The sequence below is a fragment of the Mycolicibacterium sp. XJ2546 genome (genome assembly GCF_053483195.1).
The window spans coordinates 1-23,368 of sequence record NZ_JBEFRW010000024.1; the positions used below are offsets into that span (position 1 = coordinate 1).

Sequence of the window (23,368 nt, forward strand, 5' to 3'; positions counted from 1 at the left end):
CGGTGGCGCCAGGCATCCGAAAAAACGAAGCGGGCCGGAGCTTTCACTCTGGCCCGCTTCACCATGGTTGTGGAGCTGCCGGGAATCGAACCCGGGTCCTGCGGTGTTCCCTCAAGGCTTCTCCGTGCGCAGTTCGCTATGCCTCTACTCGGATCTCTCGGTCACGCGAACAAGCCGAGATGACGATCCCAGTCGCTGTTGGTTGTCCCGATGAGTCCCGCGACCGGACTCACCGGTGGATCCCTCTAGCTGATGCCAGACACCGGGTCGAGGGCTCTCCCGGGCTGACAGACTAGCTGTCGCTTAGGCAGCGAGAGCGTAGTCGCGCTGATTGGAATCGGCGCTTAATTGGTTGCAACGACGCTTACGGTGGTCTCTTGCCTGCACCGGCACGCTTCCCTTGATTCGACACTCGAAGTCGAAACCGTTCAGCCCCTTGTCTAGTTGTCCAAACATCACCTGCCGAAACCGGCAGGACCATTCATGGTACGCCCTGATCAACAATGTGTTCCACCGATATCTTCCCGGCCGCGAAGGACCAGTCAGATTACGTAGTTGAGGCGCTCGACGATCCGCCTGCCGACGGCCTCGTCGCCGCCGTAGGTGACCGCAGCGTGGTCTAACGCGGTGCGTCCACCGGCCAGCCGCGTGAACAGCAGGCCGTCGAGCCGGATCGTCGACGTGGGCTCCTCGCCGCCGAAGTCGTCGACCACCTGTGCCCTACCGGCGACCGCCACGTTGATCGTGCGCCCCAGCGGACCCGTCAGCTCGATCGACACCCGGGAGCCGTCGGGCGCCCCGCCCAGCTTTCCGACGACGAAACCCATGCTGGCCGCCATCTCGTCGAGCGCCTGCTCGGCGGCGGGTCCCGCCATTTCGGCATCGGAGGCCGGGAGACCGACGCCGTCGCGGATGTCGTGCTCGTGCATCCAGCAGTCGAAGACCCGCACCCGCATGAACCGTCCGTAGCTGTCCGGTCCGGCCGGGGTCATCGTGACGGCGTTCCATTCGTCCTCGGACATCGCCGTCAGCGCCTCGCGGCGGCCGGCGGTGACGGCGCGGAACCGCTCGAGCAGCTCCGCGGAGCCGATTTGGCGCAGCCGGCGCACCCAGCGTTCGTTCATCGCCCCGATGTCGTTGCGCACATGCTCGAGCGCGGACACGTCGACATCGGTGTCCGGGGTGTCCGCGCCCGCCAACATCGATTCGGTGCCAACCATGTGCGCCGTGACGTCGTGCACCGTCCAGCCGGGCAGCGCCGTGGCCGCTTTCCAGTCGGCTTCGGAGAGACCCGTCAACAGGTCGGCGGTAATTCGCCACTCGGCGAACAGGGCGTTGAGGACTGCGCTCTTGTCGAGATTCGTCACTGGACGCGAGGAGCTCACGGCCTGACCGTACCGTTACGGTCTGTCGACGGTAAGAGATTCGACCGCACGGTCGGCGATACCGGTAGCTCTTCCGAACAGGTGCCCCTGCGCCAAGCCGCAGCCGGCGAGAAACACCATCTCCGCCTGCTCGTCGGTCTCGACACCCTCGGCGACCACTTCCAGGCCCAAGGGGTTGCACACTGCGATCACCGACCGGTACAACGTCACGTCCCGCGCCCGTTCGACGCCGGCCACCAGGCTGCGGTCGAGTTTGACGACCTGGACAGGCAACGCGTGCAGATAGGTCAACGAGTTGTATCCAGCGCCGAAATCGTCCAGAGCGACATTGACTCCGAAGGCGTTGAGCCGCTCGATCTGTGCGGCCGCCTCGTCGAGATCGATGATTGGCACGGTCTCGGTGATCTCCAGCGTCAACCGGCTGGGCTCCATACCGTAGCGGGCCAGGGTCCTGGCCACGATGTCGTGAAAACGACCCCCATGTAGCCGCGCCGCCCCGATGTTCACATGTAAATCAAGGTCCGTGCCAGCGGCGGTGAACTCCCGACAGCTCAGATCCAGGATCATCGCGTCCAGGACATGCCCGAGCCCCGCGGCCTCGGCAGCCGCCACGAACGTCTCAGGCGCGATCTGTGTGCCGTCGGGCGCTGTCCACCTCGCGAGCGCCTCGACGGCCACCGGAGTCGCCTCGGGCAGCCGAACGATCGGCTGGTAGAGCAGGTTGAACCCGGTGGGCGCATCGCCATGGGCGTGGCGCAGCGCGGTGGGAAAGTCCACGGCCAGACCCGCGATCGACGGATAGACCACGGCGATGTCTTTTCCCAGGCGCTTGCCTTCATACATCGACTGGTCGGCCTTGCGCAGCAGATCGTCCGGGGTCTGGCTGGTTTCGTCGGCGCGGTGCCGAACCAGGCCCATGCTGGCGCGGATCTGCACACTGGCACCGTGCACGGCGAACGGCTCTCGAAGCGCCGCCTGGATGCGGTCGGCGACGACTTCGGGGGGCGCCATTTCGCCGTTGATCAGGATTGCGAACTCGTCGCCGCCGATGCGGGCCAGGGTGTCTGTCTCTGCCACGCATCGAAGGAGACGTTCGCCTACGGCACGCAGCAATGCATCACCGCCGGCGTGCCCGAACCGGTCATTGACGTCCTTGAAGTCGTCGAGGTCGACGAATATCAGCACGAAATCGCCTCTGGCGGCGGCGCTTTCGAGTCTCTTGCCGAATAACAACCGGTTCGGCAGCCCGGTCAATGTGTCATGGTGCACTTGGTGCTCGAGCCGGCGCTGTGCGTCGTACAGTCGCACTGTGAGCCGCTGCTGTGCGCGCATCGCAAGGGCTTGGCGCGCGGCGACCAGCACGACCATCACCACCGCTCCACTGACCAGCACCGCGTCAAGTTGCTGGCCGATCATCACGTGGTAGCCGTAAAGCATTGCACTGCCGACAAATCCGGCGTACGGCAGGAGCAGCTGGACCCAGTCCATCACCCGATCACCGGCTTGCGCCGCCGAGTCCGATCGTGGTTTCGGTTCGGCCAGCGCGTACACCACCAGCACCATTCCGATGACGAACAGGCCGCCGCCCCACAGGTCACCGTTGTGCACACCGACGGTCCGGAAATAGGCCACGATCCGGTCCGCTGACGTGAGCAACATGATTCCGCCGGTCAGCAGCAGGCAGTTTGCCCGAGACGGCCGGCCGGGCCGGTAAACAATGGCCAAGGACACCGCCGCCACCACCGCGCACAATTGCAGTAGCGAATAAATCACCAATACGGCGGGGTCGTTCGACCGAGGGAACGCCGCGGCAGCCAGTCCGCCGTATCCGGCGATGTAGGACAGTAGCGAGAACGCGATGGCGGCCACCACCCCGTCCAGCACGAAAGCGACGAGGGAATACGGGCGCACCGGAATGGTCGCAGTACCGGCAGCCAAGCCGTCCGAACGGCCCAGCACGATCACGGCAGCGAAGATCAGCACCGCAGGGAGCAGATACGCCACGATCTCACTCGCGCCCGCCACGCGACCGCCGGCCGAACCCCCGTCCGTCCACCACAGCAACTCGCCGATGAGCCAGCTCAGACAAGAGACGGCGATGAGCACTCGCCACCATCGAGACGGACCGTGCATCCTGCGTGCCACCGCCAAGCCTCGGACCACGATCACTGTGCCCAGCACCGCCTGCAACGCCGTCAACCCGGCGGTGGCGACGTCGTGTCCCCACGGGGCCAGCGCGTTCACCACGACCAGCACGAGCAGGGCCAGCAAGTCGCCGTAACGCCTCCGCTGACCCCTGAGCGACACGCTTTCCACCTTCCCGCTTCGTCATGATGCCTTAACCGAAGCGGTAGCCCGGCCCGCTCGGCAAATACCGCATCCAACTTTTGCGGGAGGGAAAGTTACGGCGTGACGGGCGCACTCCCGCCATCAGCCCGATCGATCAGGTCATGCCTTTGGCGCGCCGCCCCAGCTCGCGGATGATCTCCCGGTCCGCATCGCGGCGGGCCAGGTCCTGGCGTTTGTCGCGGGCCTCCTTACCGCGCGCCAACGCCAACTCCACCTTGACCTTGCCGTCGGAGAAGTACAGCGACAACGGCACCAGGGTCAGGTTGCCGTCGCGGATCCGCCCGATCAGCCGGTCGATCTCCCGACGGTGCAACAGAAGTTTGCGGTTGCGCCGCGGGGTGTGGTTGGTCCAACTGCCGTGGTGGTATTCGGGGATGTGCACGTTGCGCAGCCACACCTCGCCGTCGTCGACGGTGGCGAACGCGTCGGCGAGCGACGCATGCCCCTCGCGCAGGCTCTTCACCTCGGTGCCCACCAGCTGGATGCCGGCCTCGAAGGTTTCCAGTATCGAATAGTTGTGTCGCGCTTTGCGGTTGGTCGCGACGACCTTGTTGTTACTGGACCTGGTCGGGTCGGCTTTTTTGGCCATATCAGCGCCGTATGTAGAGCCGCAGCGTGATGTAGGCGGTGACACCGGACATCGCGAGCCCCAGGAACAGCATGAACGGGGCGCTGAAGTACAGCACGTCGGCGTAGTCGACCTTCGCGATCAGGTTGGCTTGATAGAACTGGTTGAGCGCGTTGTCCAGGAACAACGCCCGCACCACGATCAGCCCGATGATCGCGATGATCACCCCGATGAGCGCGGCGAGCATCGCCTCCACTAGGAACGGCAACTGTGTGTACCAGCGGCTGGCGCCGACCAGTCGCATGATGCCGATCTCGGTACGACGGGTGTAGGCCGCGACTTGAACCATGTTGGCGATCAACAGCACCGCGCCGACCGCCTGCACCAGCGCCACGGCGAACGCCGCGTTGCTGATGCCGTCGAGCACCGCGAACAGCCGGTCGATGAGGTCCTTCTGGTTGAGCACGTTGAGCACGCCGGGCTGGCCGACCATGGCCTCGTCGAACTCGTGGTGTTGTTCAGGGTTCTCCAGCTTGACGATGAACGACGCCGGAAACGCGTCGCGCCCGGCGACGTCCTTGTACTGCGGGAACTTCTGGATCGCGTCCTCGTAGGCCTGATCGCGGTTGAGGAAACGCACCGAGCGCACGTCATCTCGGTTCTCGATCTGCTCACGCAGCGCCTGACACGGGTCGGCATCGCAGGTCGGGTCGTTGGCGGAGACATCGTTGGTCAAAAAGACCTGGCTCTCCACCCGATCGAGATAGATGTCGCGCGACTGGTCGGCCAACCGCAACACCAGCAGCCCACCGCCGAACAAGCCGATCGAGATGGCGGTGGTCAGGATCATCGCCACCGTCATGGTGACGTTACGACGAAATCCGGTCAGAACCTCGTTGATCAGGAAGCCGAAGCGCACTAGCGGTCCATTCCGTACACGCCGCGCTGCTCGTCACGAATCAGCCTGCCCAGTTCGAGCTCGACAACGCGCTGACGCATCGAGTCGACGATGTGATGGTCGTGGGTGGCCATCAGCACCGTCGTGCCCGTGCGGTTGATGCGCTCAAGCAGGTCCATGATGTCCTTACTGGTTTCCGGGTCGAGGTTGCCGGTCGGCTCGTCGGCCAAAAGCACCAGCGGCCGGTTGACGAACGCCCTGGCGATGGCCACGCGTTGCTGCTCACCGCCGGACAGCTCGGCGGGCAGCCGGTTGGCCTTGCCCGACAGCCCGACCATCTCGAGCACGTCGGGCACCACCCGGTTGATCACCTCGCCGCGCTTGCCGATCACCTCCAGCGCGAACGCGACGTTTTCGAACACGGTCTTCTGCTGCAGCAGCCGGAAATCCTGGAACACGCAGCCGATCACCTGGCGCAGGCCGGGGATGTGTCGGCCCGGAAGCTTGTTGACGTGGAACTTCGAGACGCGGATGTCGCCGGACGTCGGCGTGTCTTCGGCCAGCAGCAGCCGCATGAACGTCGACTTGCCCGATCCCGATGGCCCGATCAAGAAGACGAACTCGCCCTTGTCGATCTTGACCGAGATGTTGTCCAACGCAGGGCGCGCCGACGACTTGTACTGCTTGGAGACTCGATCGAGGGTGATCACGGTCGGCCAGTGTAGCGGGACTAGCTGGGTGGAGCCGTCGTCGTCACCGGCGGCTCGCCCGGCGCGGTCGGCGGCGAAGTCTCCGGAGCCGTTTCGGCGGTGTCGGTCTGCGGCGACAACGGGCCCGGCCCGTCCGGGTCCAGGGTCGTGGTCGGCGTCGTCTCGGTCGGCGAGGTCGGCGAGGTCGGCGTGGTCATGGTGGTGGTTGGCGTGGTGGTGGTTGGCGTGGTGGTCGTCGGGTACGACGGTTCGGTCGTGCGGCGCACGTTGGTGCGCGGCACCCACGTGTAGTTGGGGTCAGGGACGAAGCCCGGCGGCACGAACTGCGTTGACGGTGGGGGCGGCTCCGGTGCGGGCTCGTAGGTCTGCTGCAGCCACACCGCCGCGGCGAAGGCCACGATCAGCACAACTGTCGACGTGCGGAGCCGGCCGCCCAACAGACGGCTCGGGACGCGGAATTTGCGCTCAGCCACCGGGTCGCTCCGCCTTGGCTGCCGCAGGGGGCAGGGTTTCCACGGCCGGTGTCGCTCCGGTCTGGGTGACGACGCCGGCGCCGCTCAGCGCGCGGACCACGAGCACGCGCAGCCGCCTGCCGGCCTCGAACTGCTTACCGGGCAGCGTGCGCGCCACCATCCGAACGTTGACGTTGTCGAGGCTGATGCTTTCCACACCCATCAGCGACGGGGCGTCCAGCAGCAGGTCCTTGAGCAGGCGGTCGTCCATCGACGCCTCGCACACCTCGTGCAGGACGTCGTTGACGCGGTTGAGGTCGGCGGTGACGGGCACCGGGATGTCGACCACCGCACGCGCCCAGTCCTTGGACAGGTTCAACGAGCGCACGATGTTGCCGTTCGGAATGGTGAACACCTCGCCGTCGGCGGTGCGCAGCTTGGTGACCCGCAACGTGACGTCCTCCACGGTGCCCTGCGCGCCGTCGGGTGCGCCGAGCATGTTCAGCTCCACCAAATCGCCGAAGCCGTATTGCTTTTCGGTGATGATGAAAAATCCGCTGAGCAGATCCTGGACCAGGTTCTGGGCGCCGAAACCCAGCGCCGCGCCCAGTACGGCCGCCGGCGCCACCAACGAGCCGACCGGCACGTTGACGATGTTGGTGATCTGTACGGCGACCACCACACCGAGCAGCACGATGGACACCCACGAAATCACCGATGCGACGGCCTGCCGGTGCTTGGACGCCTCCGAACGCACCAGCGCGTCGCCGGTCTCGAAACCCACTTCGAGTCGTCGGGTGATTTTGTGCGCCGCCCAGTTGATAAACCGGGCGATCAGCACGGCGGCGAGCAGCAAGACAGTGATGCGAAGCCCCTTGGTGAGGATCCATTCGCCGATGTTGCCGTGCCAGAAGTCATGCCAGCCCTGGGCCGGCGAAAATGCTAGATAGCTGCTACTCGTCATCGCGTCTGTTGCGCCACCGAATTCCGGCTTCGAGGAACCCGTCGATGTCACCGTCCAATACGGCCGCCGGGTTTCCGACCTCGTAGTCGGTGCGCAGGTCCTTCACCATCTGATACGGATGCAGCACGTAGGAACGCATCTGGTTGCCCCACGAACTACCTCCGTCGCCTTTCAACGCATCGAGCTCAGCGCGTTCTTCTAAGCGCTTGCGCTCCAACAACTTCGCTTGAAGTACCCGCATCGCGGCCACCTTATTCTGCAGCTGCGACTTCTCGTTCTGACAGGTCACCACGATCCCCGTCGGAACGTGGGTGAGCCGGACTGCGGAGTCGGTGGTGTTGACCGACTGACCGCCGGGGCCGCTGGAGCGGTACACATCGACGCGCACATCGCTTTCCGGGATGTCGATGTGGTCGGTGGTGTCCACCACGGGCAGCACCTCGACGTCGGCGAACGACGTCTGTCGGCGGCTCTGGTTGTCGAACGGGCTGATCCGCACCAGCCGATGGGTGCCCTGCTCGACCGAGAGCGTGCCGTAGGCGAACGGGGCGTGCACCGCGAACGTCGCGCTCTTGATGCCCGCTTCTTCGGCGTAGGAGGTGTCGAACACCTCGACCGGGTAACCGTGCTGCTCGGCCCAGCGGATGTACATCCGCATCAACATCTCGGCCCAATCCGCCGCGTCCACCCCGCCGGCGCCGGACCGGATCGTGACAACCGCCTCGCGCTCGTCGTACTCCCCCGACAACAGCGTGCGCACTTCCATCGCCTCGATGTCCTCGCGCAACTGTTTGAGCTCAGCGTCGGCCTCTGCCAGCTCGTCGGCACCGCCCTCTTCGTCGGCCAGCTCGTAGAGCACCGGCAGGTCGTCGAGGCGCTGACGCAGCTCCTCGACGCGCCGCAACTCGCCCTGGGTGTGTGACAACTCGCTGGTGACCTTCTGCCCGCGGGTCTGGTCGTCCCACAAACTGGGATCGGAGGCTTCGTGTTCCAGCTTCTCGATCCGACTGCGCAGCCCTTCGATGTCGAGCACCCGCTCCACCGTGGTCAGGGTGGAGTCCAGGGCTGCGATATCGGCTTGACGGTCGGCATCCACGAGAAATCAGCGTACCGGCGTGTCGGTTCTGGATCACTGGCGGCAACGAGGCGACCGCACGTTTAGCATCGGGTGGGTAACCAGGCCCGCGAGGACGCGACAGCCCCCTGCGTCTCGCCAGGGCAGTGACACGGCCTACAGAAGGTTCTACAGAAGGTTGAGGTATGCGTCCATACCACGTGGCGATCGTCGGCTCGGGCCCCTCGGGTTACTTTGCCGCGGCATCGCTGCTGAAGTTCGCCGATGCCCAAGACGACTCCGATCAGAAGCGCGACGTGCGCGTCGACATGCTCGAGATGCTGCCCACCCCCTGGGGGTTGGTGCGCTCCGGTGTGGCACCCGACCATCCCAAGATCAAGTCGGTCAGCGCCAAGTTCGAGGCGACCTCCGCCGACCCCCGGTTCCGCTTCTTCGGCAACATCGCGGTCGGCGAGCACGTGCAGGCCGCCGAGTTGGCCGAACGGTATGACGCCGTGATCTATGCCGTCGGCGCCCAATCCGATCGGCCGCTCGGCATCCCCGGCGAGGATCTGCCCGGCAGCGTCGCCGCCGTCGACTTCGTCGGCTGGTACAACGCGCACCCGCATTTCGGGGAGATCGGGCCGGACCTGTCGAACGGGCGCGCCGTGGTCATCGGCAACGGGAACGTGGCGTTGGATGTGGCCCGCATCCTGGTCACCGACCCCGATGTGCTGGCCGCCACCGACATCGCCGATCACGCGCTGCAGGCGCTGCACGACCGCGGCGTCGAGGAGGTCCTCATCGTCGGTCGGCGCGGCCCGCTACAGGCTCCGTTCACCACATTGGAGCTGCGTGAGCTCGGTGACCTCGACGGCCTGGCCGACGTGGACGTGATCGTGGATCCCGACGACTTCGCTGACATCACCGACGAGGATCTCGACGCGGCGGGCAAGACCGTGCGCAACAACATCAAGGTGCTGCGCAAATACGCCGAGCAGCCACCGCGCGGCGCCAAACGGCGCATCGTGTTCCGGTTCCGCACCTCCCCGATCGAGATCAAAGGCGACGGCAAGGTGGAGTCCATCGTGTTGGGCCGCAACGAACTGGTCACCGACAACGGCCGCGTCGTCGCCAAGGACACCGGTGAGCGCGAGGAGGTGCCGGCCCAACTGGTGGTGCGCGCGGTCGGCTACCGCGGCGTGCCCACCCCGGGCCTTCCGTTCGACGAGCGCAGCGGCACCATCCCGCACACCGGCGGGCGCGTCGAGGGCAGCCGCAACGAGTACGTCGTCGGCTGGATCAAGCGCGGGCCCACCGGTGTCATCGGTAGCAACAAGAGCGACTCACAGGAGACCGTCGACACCTTGATCGCCGACCTGAGCGAGGCCGAGTTGCCCGAGCGCGACGCCGATCACGCCGAGCAGCTCGCGCGGTGGCTGACGCGGTGCCAGCCCAAGGTGATCACCAGCGAGCACTGGAAGCTGATCGACGAGTACGAGCGCTCGGCAGGTGAACCGCACGGTCGGCCCCGGGTGAAGGTGACCAGCATCGTCGAGTTGCTGCGAATCGGACACCGCTAGACGACGGCAGGCGCCGGGGACTCAGGCCGGCGGCGGATCCTGCGCCGGCGGGCCCTCCTGCGGGGCGAACCGCCAGTTGTCGGGGTTTTTCGGTGAGTACACGACGGGGAACAGTGCGCCCATCGTGGGCCAGTTGTCGACATCGACCTCGAGGCGCTGGTACACCACGTGCTCGTTGACCGTGGGCCCGTTGATGACGCCGGTGATGGTCGCGTACTGCTGCCCGGTGACGTCGGTGGGTCGTGGGCTGACCCCGGTGACCAGCAAGGTGCCCGACGGCCAGTCGGCTCCGGCGCCGCGACGACGCATGAGCATGGGCCCGGCGATCACGACGAGGGCACCGATGATGAGCAACATCGCCAGGAATTCCCACACACCGACATGGTAGGACCACAGCATGAGTTCCGAGGCCGATGACCTGACGTTGGCGCTGACGCTCGCCGATGAGGCCGATGCGTTGACGACCGCCCGCTTCGGTGCCGTCGACCTTGTCGTGGAAACCAAACCGGACCTGACGCCGGCCACCGACGCCGACCTCGATGTCGAGTCGATGATCCGCGGACGGCTTGGTGAACACCGGCCCGACGATGCGGTGCTCGGCGAAGAGTTCGGCGGCACCACGGAGTTCACCGGGCGCCAGTGGGTGGTCGACCCGATCGACGGCACCAAGAACTTCGTCCGCGGGGTGCCGGTGTGGGCGACGCTGCTGGCCCTGCTGCAGGACGGCATCCCGGTGCTCGGTGTGGTGAGTGCCCCTGCGCTGCAACGACGTTGGTGGGCACGTGCGGAGCACGGCGCCTATGCACGCGCGGGCGCGCAACCCGAGCGGCGGCTGCGGGTGTCGAAGGTCGACGACCTGGGTTCGGCGAGCCTGTCGTTCTCCAGCCTGTCGGGTTGGGCGGTGCGTGGACTGCGCGAGCACTTCATCGGGTTGACCGACGACGTGTGGCGGGTGCGGGGCTACGGCGACTTCCTGTCCTACTGCCTGCTGGCGGAGGGGGCCGTCGACATCGCCGCTGAACCCGAAGTGTCGCTGTGGGATCTGGCCGCCCTCGACATCCTGGTGCGGGAAGCCGGCGGCACCTTCACTGACCTGGCCGGGAAATCCGGTCCGCACGGCGGCAGCGCGGTGGCCAGCAACGGCCTGTTGCACGAAGCGGTCCTGGCCAGGCTTTCTGCGCCGTAGCTGTGAGGTGCGCTACAAAGCCAACGATCTTACTCAAGAGTCAGTTCCGATACCTTACTCTGGAGTCAGTTCGGTAAGCGCGAACGACAATTCCCATAGCGAGGCAGCTGAAAATGACCAATACCCTGCCGTCGAAAAACGGATCAAAGCCCCGGCGCACCGGCAAGGAAAGCGCCGTCGGCCTGCACAAACACAAGCGCACCGTGACCGACCTGGGCCTGGCCCTGGTGACGCCGCTGGTCGGTCAGGAGTTCCTCGACCGCTACAAGCTGCGTGATCCGCTCAACCGTGGCCTGAGGTACGGCGTCAAACAGGCGTTCTCGGTCGCCGGCGCGGCCACTCGGCAGTTCAAGCGGGTGTCGGGCAGCACCAGCGGCCCGACGCGGCTGAAGACCAGTGGCTCCGACTACTTCGACCTGACCCCCGACGACGAACAGCAGATGATCGTCGAGACGGTCAACCAGTTCGCCGAAGAGGTGATGCGCCCGGCCGCCCGCGAAGCCGACGATTCCGCGTCGTATCCCGACGATCTCGTCAGCAAGGCCGCCGAGATCGGGATCACCGCGATCAACGTGCCCGAGAACTTCGACGGGATCGCTGGGCATCGGGCGGCGGTCACCAACGTGCTGGTCGCCGAGGCGCTGTCCTACGGCGACATGGGGTTGGCGCTGCCCATCCTGGCGCCCGCCGGTGTCGCGTCGGCCCTCACCCACTGGGGCAGCGCCGATCAGCAGGCGACCTACCTCAAGGAGTTCGCCGGCGAGAACGTCCCCCAAGGCTGCGTGGCGATCGCCGAACCGCATGCTCTTTTCGATCCGACGGCGCTGAAGACGACGGCGGTGCGCACCCCCAGCGGCTACCGCCTCGACGGCGTCAAGTCGCTGGTTCCTGCCGCGGCGGCCGCCGAAATCTTCATCGTGGCAGCACAACTGGCCGGCAAGCCGGCGCTGTTCATCGTCGAGTCGTCAGCTGAGGGGCTCAGCGTGACGGCCGATCCCAGCATGGGCATCCGCGCCGCGGCACTCGGCCGGGTCACCCTGGACGGGGTGAAGGTGCCGCTGTCGGCGCGGCTGGGCGAGGAGGAGGCGCCACCGGCTGACTTAGACCGCGACTACTCCGAGGCCGTCGCGCTGTCGCGGCTGGGCTGGGCGGCGCTGGCGGTCGGCACCGCGCACGCGGTGCTCGACTACGTGGTGCCCTACGTCAAGGAGCGGCACGCGTTCGGTGAGCCGATCGCGCACCGGCAGGCGGTGGCGTTCATGTGCGCGAACATGGCGATCGAGTTCGACGGGCTGCGGCTGATCACCTGGCGCGGAGCATCCCGCGCCGATCAGGGGCTGCCGTTCGCCCGGGAAGCCGCGCTGGCCAAGCGCCTCGGCGCCGACAAGGGCATGCAGATCGGCCTCGACGGCGTGCAGCTCCTCGGTGGCCACGGCTACACCAAGGAACACCCCGTCGAACGCTGGTACCGCGATCTGCGCGCGATCGGCGTCGCCGAAGGCGTCGTGCTCATCTAGTTGACACTTACCTGGCCTATCCGAAAGACGAATCATGGCAATCAATCTGGAACTGCCGAAGAAGCTCGAGGCGGTCATCGAGAAGGCCCATCAGGGCGCCGCGGAGATGCTGCGGCCGATCTCGCGCAAGTGGGATCTGCGCGAGCACGAATACCCTGTCGAGCTCGACACGTTGGCCACCCTGTTCGAGGGCATCTCTGAGGCCAAGACCATCGCGTTCGCCGGCGCCGAGGCGTTCCGCGAAGGTGACGAGCCCAGGGCTGCAAACCACAACGGCGCCAACATGTCCGCGGTGCTCAACGTGATGGAGATCAGTTGGGGTGATGTGGCATTGATGCTGTCGGTGCCGCGTCAAGGGCTCGGCAACGCCGCGATCAGTAGCGTGGCCACCCCCGAGCAGCTGGAGCGGCTCGGCAAGGACGTCTGGGCGGCGATGGCCATCACCGAACCCGACTTCGGCTCCGACTCGGCTGCGGTGTCGACGACGGCCACCCTCGACGGTGACGAGTACGTGATCAACGGCGAGAAGATCTTCGTCACCGCCGGATCCCGGGCGACCCACATCGTGGTGTGGGCGACGCTGGACAAGTCGTTGGGCCGGGCGGCGATCAAGTCGTTCATCGTTCCGCGCGAGCACCCCGGTGTCACCGTGGAACGGCTCGAGGACAAGCTGGGCATCAAGGCCTCCGACACCGCGGTGATCCGGTTCGACAACGCCCGCATCCCCAAGGACAACTTGCTCGGCAGCCCGGAAATCCACGTGGAGAAGGGTTTTGCCGGGGTCATGGAGACCTTTGACAACACCCGCCCGGTCGTGGCCGCGATGGCCGTCGGCATCGCCCGCGCCGCACTGGAGGAACTCCGCAAGATCCTCACCGAGGCCGGGGTGGAGATCTCCTACGACAAGCCGTCGCACGCCCAGCGCGCCCCGGCCGCGGAGTTCTTGCGGATGGAATCCGACTGGGAGGCTGCCTATCTGTTGATGGTGCGGTCGGCATGGCAGGCCGACAACGACATCCCCAACTCCAAGGAAGCGTCGATGGGCAAGGCCAAGGCGGGCCGTGTCGCCAGCGACGTCACCCTCAAGGCCGTCGAATTGGCCGGCACTGTCGGCTATTCGGAGCAGACCCTGCTGGAGAAGTGGGCGCGCGACAGCAAGATCCTCGACATTTTCGAGGGCACCCAGCAGATCCAGTTGCTTGTGGTGGCGCGCCGGTTGTTGGGCCTGTCCTCGGCCGAACTGAAGTAACTACTTCTAGGCCGAGCACCTCCTCTGGCGAGCAGACGCAAAGTCGTACAAATCCGCCAAGATTCATGCGACTTTGCGTCTGCTCGCCGAAGAAAAGCATGCGGCGACTAACGTCGAGAGCCATGGAGAGCTTTCAGGCGCTGGTCGCGCAGCAGGTCGAAGATCGCATCGAAACGCAAGTCCAGACGCTGGACGAATCGGCGTTGCCCCCCGGCGACCTGACGATCCGCGTGCTCTATTCCAGCGCCAACTACAAGGATGCGCTGGCACTCACCCCCAAAGGCGGTGTGGTGCGCGACTACCCGATCGTGCCGGGCATCGATCTCGCCGGCGAGGTCGTGGCGTCGACCTCCAATGAGTTCGCGGTCGGCGACGCGGTGCTGGCCCACGGCTACGACATCGGCACCGGGCGCCACGGCGGCTACGCCGAGTACGCCCGGCTTCCTGCCGACTGGGTCGTCAAACTCGGCGGGTTGAGCCCACGCGAGGGCGCCGCGATCGGCACGGCCGGCTTCACCGCCGCGATGAGCGTGTAGGCGCTGCAGCGCCACGGCGTCACACCGGACGACGGGCCGGTGGTGGTCACCGGCGCGACGGGCGGCGTCGGCTCGGTCAGCGTCGGTCCGCTGAAGCCAGCACACCTCTCGGATTACGCCCGCGATGTCGACGTCAAGGACGTCGTGGGGGTGCTCGACGAGATTCGTGGCGGGCAGTACTCCGGGCGCGCGGTGGTGCGGGTGGCCGGCGGGTTCTGACGCACGCCGACGCAAAGATCCCCGGCGCTCGGGCGAACCGAGCACAACCGGGGATCTTCGCGTTGTGTTGAACCGTCAGGCGGCGCCGAGGTAGCGCTGCAGGTCAGGCTTCATCTCCTGCAGCTGCTGGCCCCAGTACTCCCAGCTGTGGGTGCCGTACGGCGGGAAGTTGAACACGCCGTTGTTGCCGCCCGCGGCGATGTAGTTGTCGCGGAACGTGATGTTGGTGCGGATCGTCAGACCCTCGAGGAACTCGGCGGGCAGGTTCGCCCCACCCAGCTCGTTGGGCGTGCCGTTACCGCAGTACACCCAGAGGCGGGTGCCGTTGGCGACAATTTTGGGAATCTGCACCATCGGGTCGTTACGCAGCCACGCGCTGTTGGGGTCCTCGGTCCTGCCCCACATGTCGTTGGCGTCGAACCCGCCGGCATCACCCATCGCCATGTTGATCAGGAACGGCCAGGTGCCCTCGGACGGGTTGAGGAACGCCGACAGCGCTCCGGCGTAGATGAACTGGTCGGGGTGGTAGACCGACAGGATGATCGCCGAGTTACCCGACATCGACAGGCCGACTGCGGCGTTGCCGGTGGTCGAGATGCCCCGGTTGGCGGACAGCCACTGCGGCAGCTCACTGGTCAGGAAGGTTTCCCACTTGTAGGTCTGGCAGCCGTTGTTGCCGCACGCCGGCTGGTACCAGTCGCTGTAGAAGCTGGACTGTCCGCCGACCGGCATGACGACCGAAAGGCCCGATTCGTAGAACCACTCGAACGCCTGGGTCTCCATATCCCAGCCGTTGTAGTCGTCGCGGGCACGCAGACCATCGAGCAGATACACCGCATGCGGGCCGCCGGGCTGAAACTGGACCTTGATATCCCGGCCCATCGATGGTGACGGCACCATCAGGTACTCCACCGGCAAGCCAGGCCGGGAGAACGCCTCGGCGGTGGCGGTGTTTCCGGTGAGGCCCAGCAGGCCGGGCATCACAGCCGCCGCTACCGCGGCCACCGCGAACCGACGGGCCCATGGGCCACGGATCTTGTCAATGACGCTCATACTGCAATTCCATCCATTTCCGGTCTACCGGGTTAACACCCCATTCCCCGGCGATCGAGCGATCGCCATCGACGGCGCAGCGATGTCTTCACTGCGTCGTCGTGCCCGCTCGACTGCCCCGGGGCCGTCGAACGGACCGAGAAACTTCAGTTGTCGCGTGAGCAGTAAAACATGTGACCAGCATGTGAGAAAGCCCGACCGGCCACGACTGCTGATTTGCCTGCGCCAACCTACTCTGCGAATCGGCCCGCAACAACGCGGTGATCGAGGGCCCGGTGGGGCTCGTTTTGGGGTCGTAGGCTGCGGTTCATGGCTAATGAGCGGGTGTCGCGGCTGTCGGTGGACAGCTGGATCGAAGCCGGCTACACGATCTTGGCCGAGGAAGGCATCAAGGCCCTCAAGCTCGACCGGCTGTGTGCCCGCGTCGGGGCCACCAAAGGCAGCTTCTACTGGCATTTCTCCGATATGGCCAGCTATCGCGCCGCGCTCGTGAAGGCGTGGGGCGAACTGCGCGACGAGGATCGACGGTTCTTCGCCGACGCGAGTGGCATGCCGCCACGCGCGCGACTGTCGCAGATGATGGCGTCCCTGGTGACGCCGCGGCACTGGACATTGGAACGGGCGATGCGCGAGTGGGCCCGCACCGATCCGGCGGTGGCCGCCAGCGTGCGCGCCTCGGATCAACGTGTGTTGGACGCGGTCCGGCAGGCGTTTCGTGATCACGGGTTCGACGCCAACGAAGCCGACCTGCGTGCCAACGCCACCTTCGCCGCCGGTATCGGCTTTCTGCACCTGCCCGGTCGTCGGCCCAGTTCCCGGGCGGCCGACCAGCGGGAACGTTTCCTCGACATCATGCTGCGGCGCTGACCCGCACACCCGCTTTCCATACAAAAAAGTATGGTAGCGTCCGCCGATATGCCCACGTTCTCCGCAGCCGACGCGATTACCAGCGAGTTCGTGGCCAAACTCGCCGATCGCGCCGTCGAAGCCGAGCGGCTGCGGCGGCTGCCGGCCGACACGGTCAGCGACTTCACGGCGACCGGTTTCACGGAGTTGTTGGTGCCCGCGCGCTACGGCGGTGAACAGGGCGCGTTTCCCTCGCTGCTCGACCCGGTGCGCCGGATGGCGCACGGTTGCGCCTCGAGCGCGTGGACGATCGGTTTCTACGCCCTGCACAACTGGATGCTCGCGCTGTTCGACGAACGGGCCCAGCAGGAGGCGTTCGCGACGCGCCCATTTTTGGCCCCCGCTCCCCTGGCACCCACCGGACGCGGTGTGCCGGTTACTGGCGGGGTGCGCGTGAGCGGCCGATGGTCCTGGGCCACCGGAGTGATGGACGGCAACTGGATCATCGTCGGAGCATTGTGCGGGCCGGACGACGCCATCTACCCCGCGCTGGCGCTGCTGCCCATCGACGCGGTGACCATCGATGACGTCTGGCACACCGACGGCATGCGCGCCACCGGCTCCAATGACGTGGTGATCGCCGACGCGTTCGTACCCGAGCACCGCCTCGTGCGGGTCGTCGACATCTATACCGGCACCGCGCCCGGCGCCGCCCTGCACGACGGTGACACCTACCGGTGGCCGATGGTGCCCGCATTGGCGTTGCTGGCGGCCATGCCCGCGCTGGGCAGCGCCGAACGCGCTGTCCAGATCTACGCCGAACGGCTTTCGGCGCGCATGCTGGCCTATGAGGGCGTCATGCAGAAGGACAAACCGATCGCCCAGGCCCGGCTCGCCGAGGCCGAGGTGCGGTTGCGCGCGCTGCGCGCCCTGCTGGCCGACACGGTCGGCGAGATCGAAACCGGCCTCGGCGCAGGCGATGAGATCGGGCGGCCGGTGCGCGCGGCGGCGCGCCTGGCCGCCGCGCACATCGTGGCCGAATCGCGCGCGGTGATCGGTTTGGTCCTGGAAGCGTCGGGCGCGAGCGCGCACTTCGTGGACAACGCGCTGCAACGCATCAGGCGCGACGTCGATGTGATCGCCGGGCACGTGGTGTTCGACTACGACACCAGCCGCGAACTGGCCGGCGCCCTCAGACTGGGTATGAAAGTGTCACGCACCGCAATGATCTAGACCGAAGGGGAACCATGGCCAAGGACCTACGCGACAAGATCACGATGCTCTTCCAGAAGAACGTCGCGAACCGGTTGACGCGACTGATGCCGTTCCAAACCCTGCTGGAGACCACCGGCCGCAAGACCGGCCAGCCGCGCCAGACCCCGTTGGGCGGCAAGCGCGTCGGCGACCAGTTCTGGTTCGTCTCGGAGTTCGGGGACAAGTCTCACTACATCCGCAATATCAAGGCCAACCCCAACGTGCGGGTGCGGCTCAACGGGCGCTGGCACAACGGCGTCGCGCATCTGATGCCCGACGACGACCCGCACGAGCGGCTGCAGTCGCTGCCTGGGTTCAACAGCTTGGGCGTGCGCACGTTTGGCACCAACCTGCTCACCGTGCGCGTCGACCTCACCGATTGACCGGACACCGGAACTAAAACTAAAGTCAGTTTTAGTTCTGTACCGGCCACGTCGAGGGAGTCGCCATGGAATCATTCGTCCACCTGCGCAAAGGCCGAACGCCGCGGCGGTTACACGCCGACCTCGACGGGCTGAAGGACGACGAGTTGGGGCGCGGCGGGTTCACCGGCCGCACGGCGAACATGTATCGCCGCAACGATCCCACCGCCTACCGCAGCAAGGGGCCGCTGCGGCCTCTCGACGTGTTGTCCAGCGAGCTCAAGCCCAGCGACGCCACCGACGCGGCCGGCGGCCCGCTATTGCTGTTCTCCAACCCCGATTGCCGGGTGTCGTTGAGTCGGCGCGGTGAGCCGATGCCGTTCTACACCCGGTACGTGGACGGCGATCTGCTGTGCTTCGTACATGCCGGAGCGGGCTTGTTCGAGACCGAGTTCGGCCCGCTGACCTACCGCACCGGCGATTGGGTGTACCTGCCCAAGGCGTGCACGTGGCGGCAAGTGCCCGAATCCGAGACCACCATGCTGATGGTGCAAGCCACCGACGAGTTCCGGGTGCCACCACCGGGCCAGCTCGGACGCCATTTTCCGTTCGACCCGTCGCAGGCCACGATTCCGGAGCCCGCCCCGTCAGAGGACGGTGCGGGCCCGACCGTCGACGGCGAATACGAGGTGCGGCTGATCCACCCGTCGGTACCCGGCGGGCCGACATCGCTTTACTACCAACACCATCCGCTCGACGTCGAAGGGTGGCGCGGGGACAACTTCGCGTTCACGTTCAACATCGAGGACTACAACGTGGTCACCTCCGACAGCGTGCACCTGCCGCCGACCGTGCACCTATTCATGGAGGCCACCGGTGTCTACGTGATGAACTTCCTGCCCAAACCCGCCGAGAGCGTGCCAGGGACCGAACGCACCCCGTGGTATCACCGCAACGTCGACTACGACGAGATCGCGTTCTTCCACGGCGGATCGCTCTACGGCATCCCGATGCCACCCGGGTTGATTTCGCATGCGCCGCAAGGTGTTCACCACGGCGCACCGGAGAAGGCTCGCGAGCGAGCGCGGCGCAAGTTCGACGACCACCAGCGGGTCGACTGGTCGGTGATCGCCGTCGACACCCGACGCCGACTCGTCCCGTCGGAGGAAGTTCTCGCCAACGACCTGGGGCAACACTGATGACAACCGCGGTGAAGCACGAATACGAGCGTATCCCCTATCTCGTTGCATACCAGAACAACTCGGGTGTGCGCGACGTGTACGGCGGGGTGGCCGAGTTGGTGGTGCTGGAAAGCCACCTATTGCGGCCCAAGGCCAAGCCGTCCGATACCGTGCTGGTGTTCATGCACCCGATCGGCGGCGGCGCGTACCTGCCGATGATGAACGGCCTGGCCCGAGCAGGCCATCACGTCATCTACTGCAACAGCCGGTTTCGGGGCACCGACTCGGCGCTGCTGATGGAGAAGGTCGTCGAGGACCTCGGCGAGTGCATCAAGGACGCCAAGAACCGGTTGGGCTACGAAAAGGTCGTGCTGGCCGGGTGGAGCGGCGGCGGGTCGCTGTCGGTGTTCTACCAGCAGCAGGCCCAACACCCCACGATTACGGCCAGCCCGTCCGGCGACGGCCCGGACCTGACCAAGCTCGGCCTGATCCCCGCCGACGCGCTGATGCTGCTGGCCGCCCACATCAGCCGCCACGGCACCATGACCGAGTGGCTCGACGCGTCGATCCTCGACGAGTTCGACCCGTCCAGACGCGATCCCGAGTTGGATCTGTACAACCCGGACAACCCCAACCAGCCGCCCTACACCCAGGAGTTCCTGGCCCGCTACCGCCAAGCGCAGATCGACCGCAACCGCCGAATCACCAAGTGGGTCAGGGAAAAACTAGCCAAACTGGCCGCTGACGGCCGGCCCGATGACGAGTTCGCGTTCGTCGTGCACGGCACGATGGCCGACCCGCGCTGGCTGGACCCGGCCGTCGATCCCAACGAACGCGCGCCCGGCACCTGCTATCTGGGCGACCCGCAGGTGGTCAACAACAGCCCCGTCGGCCTGGCCCGGTTCTGCACGCTGCGCAGTTGGTTGTCGCAGTGGAGTTACGACGACGCCAACGGCGACGCCGTCAAGTGCGGTGCCGACATCGCGGTGCCGACGCTGGTGATCGGCAACCTGGCCGACGACGCGTGCACGCCGAGCCATACCCGCAGACTCTTCGAGGCGATCGGGCATCATGACAAGGAGATGCACGAGATCCCTGGCGCGAACCATTACTACGCGGGCGCCGACCAGCGCGACAAACTGCGCGCCGCGGTCGGCGTCGTCACCGACTGGCTGCACAGGCACGGGTTCTCGCTATGAGCGTGGCTGGTCCGCTCGACGGTATCCGGGTCATCGAGGTCGGCACGCTGATCTCCGGGCCGTTCGCCGGGCGCCTGCTCGGCGACATGGGGGCCGAGGTGATCAAGATCGAGCCGCCAGGAGCGCCCGACCCGTTGCGCACCTGGGGCCAGGCTGAACTCGACGGGCACCGCTTCTTCTGGACGGTGCACGCGCGCAACAAGAAGGCCGTCACGCTCAACCTGCGCACCGAGGCCGGTCGGGCGCTATTTCTCGAGCTGGTCGAGCGCTCCGACCTCATCGTGGAGAACTTCCGGCCGGGCACGCTGGAGAAGTGGAACCTCGGCTACGACGTGCTGCGCGAGCGCAACCGCGGCATCATCCTGGTCCGCGTCTCCGGCTACGGGCAGACCGGACCCGAGGCCCACAAGGCCGGATATGCCTCGGTCGCCGAGGCGGCCAGTGGGCTGCGGCACATGAACGGCTTTCCCGGCGGCCCACCGCCGCGGCTGGCGCTGTCGCTGGGCGACAGCCTCGCGGGCATGTTCGCCGCGCAGGGCGCGTTGGCCGCGCTGTACCGCCGCACGGTCACCGGTGAGGGCCAGGTCGTCGACGCCGCACTGACCGAGGCGTGTTTGGCGGTGCAGGAGTCCACGATTCCCGACTACGACGTCGGCGGGGTGGTCCGAGGGCCGTCGGGCACCCGGCTCGAAGGCATTGCGCCGTCGAACATCTACCGCAGCGCCGACGGCAGCTGGGTGGTGATCGCGGCCAACCAGGACACCGTGTTCCGCCGGCTCTGCGGCGCGATGGGCCGCCCTGAACTCGCCACCGACCACCGGTTCGCCGACCACGGCGCCCGAGGCCGCAACCAGGACGAACTCGACAGGATCATCGGCGACTGGGCGGCGGAGCGGGCCCCCGACGACATCATCGAAACCCTCAGCGCCGCTGGGGTGATCGCCGGCCCCATCAACACCGTCGCCGAGGTTGTCGAGGACCCGCAGCTGCGGTCGCGCGGCATGCTGGTCGAGCACTGGGACGAACGCGTCGAACGCTCGGTGCTGGGGCCCGGGATCGTGCCGGTGCTCTCCGACACCCCGGGCACGGTGCGCAATGCCGGCTCGGCCGCCCCCGGCCAGCACAACGATGAGATCTACCGCGGCCTGCTCGGCAAGTCTGCCGACGAACTCGATGCGCTGCGGGCGGAAGGAACGCTGTGAGCGAGCTACCCGACCATGTCGACATCCGCGACGTCTCGCTGCGCGACGGTCTGCAGATCGAAGATCCCATTCCGTTGGCGGCCAAGCTCGAACTGCTGGCCGCCGTGGCCGCCACCGGCGTGCGTGAGATGGAGGCGACGGCGTTCGTCTCGCCCACCAAAGTGCCCGCGCTGGCCGACGCGGCCGAGCTCGCCGCGCAGCTGCACAACTTCCCCGACATCGAGTTCTCCGCGCTGGTCGCCAGCCCCAACGGCGCCAAGCGCGCGATCACCGCAGGGCTGTCGTCGATCGAGTACGTGGTCTCGGCGACCGACGGGCACAGCCGCGCCAACGTCGGGCGCAGCACCGCGGAGGCGACCGCGCAGATCGCCGAGATCGTCGCGATCGCCCACGACAGCGGGGTATCCGTCGAAGTCATCATCGCCACCGCGTGGGACTGCCCGTTCGACGGGCCGACCCCGCCGCAGCGCGTCGTCGACATCGTGGCCGCGGCAACCGACGCCGGGGTGGACCGGCTCGCCATCGCCGACACCATCGGCACCACCACGCCGCGGCGGGTCACCGAGCTCATCGACCGGATCCGCCCGTTCGTCGGTGACCGCCCCCTTGGGGCGCACTTCCACAACACCCGCGGCGCCGGGCTGGCCAGCGCCTACGCCGCGGTCTGCGCCGGGATCACCCGGCTCGACGCGTCCTCCGGCGGGCTCGGCGGCTGCCCCTTCGCGCCGGGTGCCAGCGGCAACATCGCCACCGAGGACCTGGTGTATCTGTTGCGTGACAGCGGAATCCACGTCGACGTGGACCTCCCGTCCGCGATCGCAGCCGCCGAAGTCGCGCAGCGCGTCGTCGGACATGAGCTACCCAGCTCGCTGTTGCGCGCCGGCGACCGGATACTGGGCTGAGACCGACGTGGCCACGGCGACATCTGCGACACTCAGCGCCAAGGGTCGCCAGACCCGGGAGACCATCGAGCGGGCAGCCCGAAAACTGTTCGCTGAACGCGGGTTTCACGGCACCACGCTCAGCGACATCACCTCGGCGGCGGGTAAGTCGCCCGCAGCGTTCTACCGCTACTTCGCCGACAAGGAAGACCTGCTGGCCACGCTCGCGCAGTCCTTTCTGCACGACGTGGTGGAGCCGTCGGGCTCGAACCTGACGCTGCCTGACTCGCCCGATGACGACGCGTTCTTCCGCTCGGTCGTCACCGGCTACTGGAACATGTTCAAGCAGAACATCGGCATCATGATCGCGGTCGCCCAACTCGCCGCCACCCAACCACGGTTCGCCCTCGTACAGAACGAGTTTCGCCGGCTCGGCATGGACGTCGTCGCCGCCTCCGTATGCCGTGCGCAGGCGCAGGGCTACGCTGAGGACCTCGATCCCGAACATACCGCGGCCGCGATCGCGCTGCTGTTCGAGAACTTCACCACCGTCTTCGTCGGCGGCTCGGGTCTGGACCTCGAACTCACCGACGAGGACGCGATAGCCACGCTGGCCAAGATCTGGAAGAAGACGCTGTATGGCCGCTAGCCCAATGCCGCCCAGCGCACGGTTGTTGTATACAAATCGCGAGTGGACCCGCGAACAACCGTGCGCTGGGC

The 23,368-nt window shown here is 66.6% G+C and carries 22 protein-coding genes, 1 other RNA gene and 1 pseudogene; 13 read left to right on the forward strand and 11 right to left on the reverse strand.

Translation table 11 applies throughout. The features are described 5' to 3' along the window. Positions 1-67: 67 nt before the first annotated feature. The 9 genes from ssrA to prfB all read right to left on the reverse strand — a co-directional run bounded on the left by ssrA (position 68) and on the right by prfB (position 8,422). Positions 68-436, reverse strand: a transfer-messenger RNA (tmRNA) gene (gene ssrA / locus ABQE44_RS24510). Positions 437-542: 106 nt separating this feature from the next. Continuing rightward, positions 543-1,385, reverse strand: a complete 843-nt coding sequence (locus tag ABQE44_RS24515) for a maleylpyruvate isomerase family mycothiol-dependent enzyme (RefSeq protein WP_448395441.1) — start codon at positions 1,383-1,385, stop codon at positions 543-545. Positions 1,386-1,400: 15 nt separating this feature from the next. Beyond that, positions 1,401-3,692, reverse strand: a complete 2,292-nt coding sequence (locus ABQE44_RS24520; protein WP_448432419.1) for a putative bifunctional diguanylate cyclase/phosphodiesterase — start codon at positions 3,690-3,692, stop codon at positions 1,401-1,403. Between the two features lie 136 nt (positions 3,693-3,828). After that, the gene (smpB, locus tag ABQE44_RS24525; RefSeq protein ID WP_448395439.1) at positions 3,829-4,323 is read right to left on the reverse strand and encodes an SsrA-binding protein SmpB; all 495 of its coding nucleotides are present in this window, start codon (positions 4,321-4,323) and stop codon (positions 3,829-3,831) included. A gap of 1 nt (position 4,324) precedes the next feature. Beyond that, positions 4,325-5,221 carry a permease-like cell division protein FtsX gene (gene ftsX, locus ABQE44_RS24530; protein WP_448395438.1) on the reverse strand — a complete coding sequence of 299 codons (897 nt, stop codon included), beginning with the start codon at positions 5,219-5,221 and terminating at the stop codon, positions 4,325-4,327. Next, complete coding sequence (gene ftsE, locus ABQE44_RS24535) at positions 5,221-5,910, reverse strand: cell division ATP-binding protein FtsE (protein WP_448410613.1); 690 nt, start codon at positions 5,908-5,910, stop codon at positions 5,221-5,223. Before ftsE ends, ftsX begins: the two co-directional genes overlap by 1 nt. A gap of 20 nt (positions 5,911-5,930) precedes the next feature. Continuing rightward, entirely contained in the window at positions 5,931-6,383 is a 453-nt protein-coding gene (locus ABQE44_RS24540; RefSeq protein ID WP_448432421.1) for an Rv3103c family proline-rich protein, read from the reverse strand. Further along, positions 6,376-7,326 carry a mechanosensitive ion channel family protein gene (locus ABQE44_RS24545; protein WP_448432423.1) on the reverse strand — a complete coding sequence of 317 codons (951 nt, stop codon included), beginning with the start codon at positions 7,324-7,326 and terminating at the stop codon, positions 6,376-6,378. The genes ABQE44_RS24540 and ABQE44_RS24545 overlap by 8 nt, the downstream gene beginning before the upstream one ends. Beyond that, on the reverse strand, positions 7,316-8,422 hold the full coding sequence (prfB, locus tag ABQE44_RS24550) for a peptide chain release factor 2 (protein ID WP_448395434.1): 1,107 nt from the start codon (positions 8,420-8,422) through the stop codon (positions 7,316-7,318). Before prfB ends, ABQE44_RS24545 begins: the two co-directional genes overlap by 11 nt. Positions 8,423-8,586: 164 nt before the next feature. Here prfB and ABQE44_RS24555 point away from each other — a divergent pair, with 164 nt between their 5' ends. After that, positions 8,587-9,963 (forward strand): FAD-dependent oxidoreductase, encoded by a 1,377-nt coding sequence (locus ABQE44_RS24555; protein WP_448395433.1) that lies wholly within the window; start codon positions 8,587-8,589, stop codon positions 9,961-9,963. Positions 9,964-9,984: 21 nt separating this feature from the next. Here ABQE44_RS24555 and ABQE44_RS24560 read toward each other — a convergent pair whose 3' ends face one another. After that, positions 9,985-10,338 (reverse strand): hypothetical protein, encoded by a 354-nt coding sequence (locus ABQE44_RS24560; RefSeq protein ID WP_448395432.1) that lies wholly within the window; start codon positions 10,336-10,338, stop codon positions 9,985-9,987. Positions 10,339-10,360: 22 nt separating this feature from the next. Here ABQE44_RS24560 and hisN point away from each other — a divergent pair, with 22 nt between their 5' ends. The 4 genes and pseudogenes from hisN (at position 10,361) to ABQE44_RS24580 (ending at position 14,670) form a co-directional block, all read left to right on the forward strand. Then, on the forward strand, positions 10,361-11,149 hold the full coding sequence (gene hisN, locus ABQE44_RS24565) for a histidinol-phosphatase (protein ID WP_448395431.1): 789 nt from the start codon (positions 10,361-10,363) through the stop codon (positions 11,147-11,149). 113 nt (positions 11,150-11,262) lie between these two features. After that, positions 11,263-12,666 (forward strand): acyl-CoA dehydrogenase family protein, encoded by a 1,404-nt coding sequence (locus ABQE44_RS24570; protein ID WP_448395430.1) that lies wholly within the window; start codon positions 11,263-11,265, stop codon positions 12,664-12,666. A 34-nt stretch (positions 12,667-12,700) separates the two neighbouring features. After that, a complete protein-coding gene (locus ABQE44_RS24575) occupies positions 12,701-13,915 on the forward strand; it encodes an acyl-CoA dehydrogenase family protein (RefSeq protein WP_448432425.1) in 1,215 nt (404 codons plus the stop codon). Between the two features lie 122 nt (positions 13,916-14,037). Continuing rightward, a pseudogene (locus ABQE44_RS24580) lies at positions 14,038-14,670 on the forward strand (alcohol dehydrogenase catalytic domain-containing protein). A gap of 75 nt (positions 14,671-14,745) precedes the next feature. Here ABQE44_RS24580 and ABQE44_RS24585 read toward each other — a convergent pair. Beyond that, positions 14,746-15,723 (reverse strand): esterase family protein, encoded by a 978-nt coding sequence (locus ABQE44_RS24585; protein WP_448395428.1) that lies wholly within the window; start codon positions 15,721-15,723, stop codon positions 14,746-14,748. A 309-nt stretch (positions 15,724-16,032) separates the two neighbouring features. On the opposite strand from ABQE44_RS24585, the gene ABQE44_RS24590 reads away from it, so the two are divergent. The 8 genes from ABQE44_RS24590 (at position 16,033) to ABQE44_RS24625 (ending at position 23,297) form a co-directional block, all read left to right on the forward strand. Continuing rightward, entirely contained in the window at positions 16,033-16,590 is a 558-nt protein-coding gene (locus ABQE44_RS24590) for a TetR/AcrR family transcriptional regulator (protein ID WP_448432427.1), read from the forward strand. 48 nt (positions 16,591-16,638) lie between these two features. Continuing rightward, a complete protein-coding gene (locus tag ABQE44_RS24595) occupies positions 16,639-17,802 on the forward strand; it encodes an acyl-CoA dehydrogenase family protein (RefSeq protein WP_448395426.1) in 1,164 nt (387 codons plus the stop codon). Between the two features lie 14 nt (positions 17,803-17,816). Next, positions 17,817-18,206, forward strand: coding sequence for a nitroreductase/quinone reductase family protein (locus ABQE44_RS24600; RefSeq protein ID WP_448395425.1), 390 nt, complete (start codon positions 17,817-17,819; stop codon positions 18,204-18,206). A gap of 65 nt (positions 18,207-18,271) precedes the next feature. Continuing rightward, complete coding sequence (locus tag ABQE44_RS24605; protein WP_448395424.1) at positions 18,272-19,384, forward strand: homogentisate 1,2-dioxygenase; 1,113 nt, start codon at positions 18,272-18,274, stop codon at positions 19,382-19,384. After that, positions 19,384-20,565: an alpha/beta hydrolase family protein gene (locus ABQE44_RS24610; RefSeq protein WP_448432429.1), complete on the forward strand. Its 1,182-nt coding sequence runs from the start codon at positions 19,384-19,386 to the stop codon at positions 20,563-20,565. The genes ABQE44_RS24605 and ABQE44_RS24610 overlap by 1 nt, the downstream gene beginning before the upstream one ends. Continuing rightward, complete coding sequence (locus tag ABQE44_RS24615) at positions 20,562-21,767, forward strand: CaiB/BaiF CoA transferase family protein (RefSeq protein WP_448395422.1); 1,206 nt, start codon at positions 20,562-20,564, stop codon at positions 21,765-21,767. The genes ABQE44_RS24610 and ABQE44_RS24615 overlap by 4 nt, the downstream gene beginning before the upstream one ends. Beyond that, positions 21,764-22,669, forward strand: a complete 906-nt coding sequence (locus tag ABQE44_RS24620; protein WP_448395421.1) for a hydroxymethylglutaryl-CoA lyase — start codon at positions 21,764-21,766, stop codon at positions 22,667-22,669. Before ABQE44_RS24615 ends, ABQE44_RS24620 begins: the two co-directional genes overlap by 4 nt. Before the next feature lie 7 nt (positions 22,670-22,676). Further along, a complete protein-coding gene (locus ABQE44_RS24625; protein WP_448395420.1) occupies positions 22,677-23,297 on the forward strand; it encodes a TetR/AcrR family transcriptional regulator in 621 nt (206 codons plus the stop codon). Positions 23,298-23,368: the final 71 nt, after the last annotated feature.

What these genes read in the sequence shown, in the direction of transcription:
- smpB (WP_448395439.1), bottom strand. Translation starts at nt 4,323, where the DNA reads ATGGCCAAAAAAGCCGACCCGACCAGGTCCAGTAACAACAAGGTCGTC.
- ABQE44_RS24545 (WP_448432423.1), bottom strand. Translation starts at nt 7,326, where the DNA reads ATGACGAGTAGCAGCTATCTAGCATTTTCGCCGGCCCAGGGCTGGCAT.
- ABQE44_RS24555 (WP_448395433.1), top strand. Translation starts at nt 8,587, where the DNA reads ATGCGTCCATACCACGTGGCGATCGTCGGCTCGGGCCCCTCGGGTTAC.
- hisN (WP_448395431.1), top strand. Translation starts at nt 10,361, where the DNA reads ATGAGTTCCGAGGCCGATGACCTGACGTTGGCGCTGACGCTCGCCGAT.
- ABQE44_RS24570 (WP_448395430.1), top strand. Translation starts at nt 11,263, where the DNA reads ATGACCAATACCCTGCCGTCGAAAAACGGATCAAAGCCCCGGCGCACC.
- ABQE44_RS24575 (WP_448432425.1), top strand. Translation starts at nt 12,701, where the DNA reads ATGGCAATCAATCTGGAACTGCCGAAGAAGCTCGAGGCGGTCATCGAG.
- ABQE44_RS24585 (WP_448395428.1), bottom strand. Translation starts at nt 15,723, where the DNA reads ATGAGCGTCATTGACAAGATCCGTGGCCCATGGGCCCGTCGGTTCGCG.
- ABQE44_RS24590 (WP_448432427.1), top strand. Translation starts at nt 16,033, where the DNA reads ATGGCTAATGAGCGGGTGTCGCGGCTGTCGGTGGACAGCTGGATCGAA.
- ABQE44_RS24595 (WP_448395426.1), top strand. Translation starts at nt 16,639, where the DNA reads ATGCCCACGTTCTCCGCAGCCGACGCGATTACCAGCGAGTTCGTGGCC.
- ABQE44_RS24600 (WP_448395425.1), top strand. Translation starts at nt 17,817, where the DNA reads ATGGCCAAGGACCTACGCGACAAGATCACGATGCTCTTCCAGAAGAAC.
- ABQE44_RS24605 (WP_448395424.1), top strand. Translation starts at nt 18,272, where the DNA reads ATGGAATCATTCGTCCACCTGCGCAAAGGCCGAACGCCGCGGCGGTTA.
- ABQE44_RS24610 (WP_448432429.1), top strand. Translation starts at nt 19,384, where the DNA reads ATGACAACCGCGGTGAAGCACGAATACGAGCGTATCCCCTATCTCGTT.
- ABQE44_RS24615 (WP_448395422.1), top strand. Translation starts at nt 20,562, where the DNA reads ATGAGCGTGGCTGGTCCGCTCGACGGTATCCGGGTCATCGAGGTCGGC.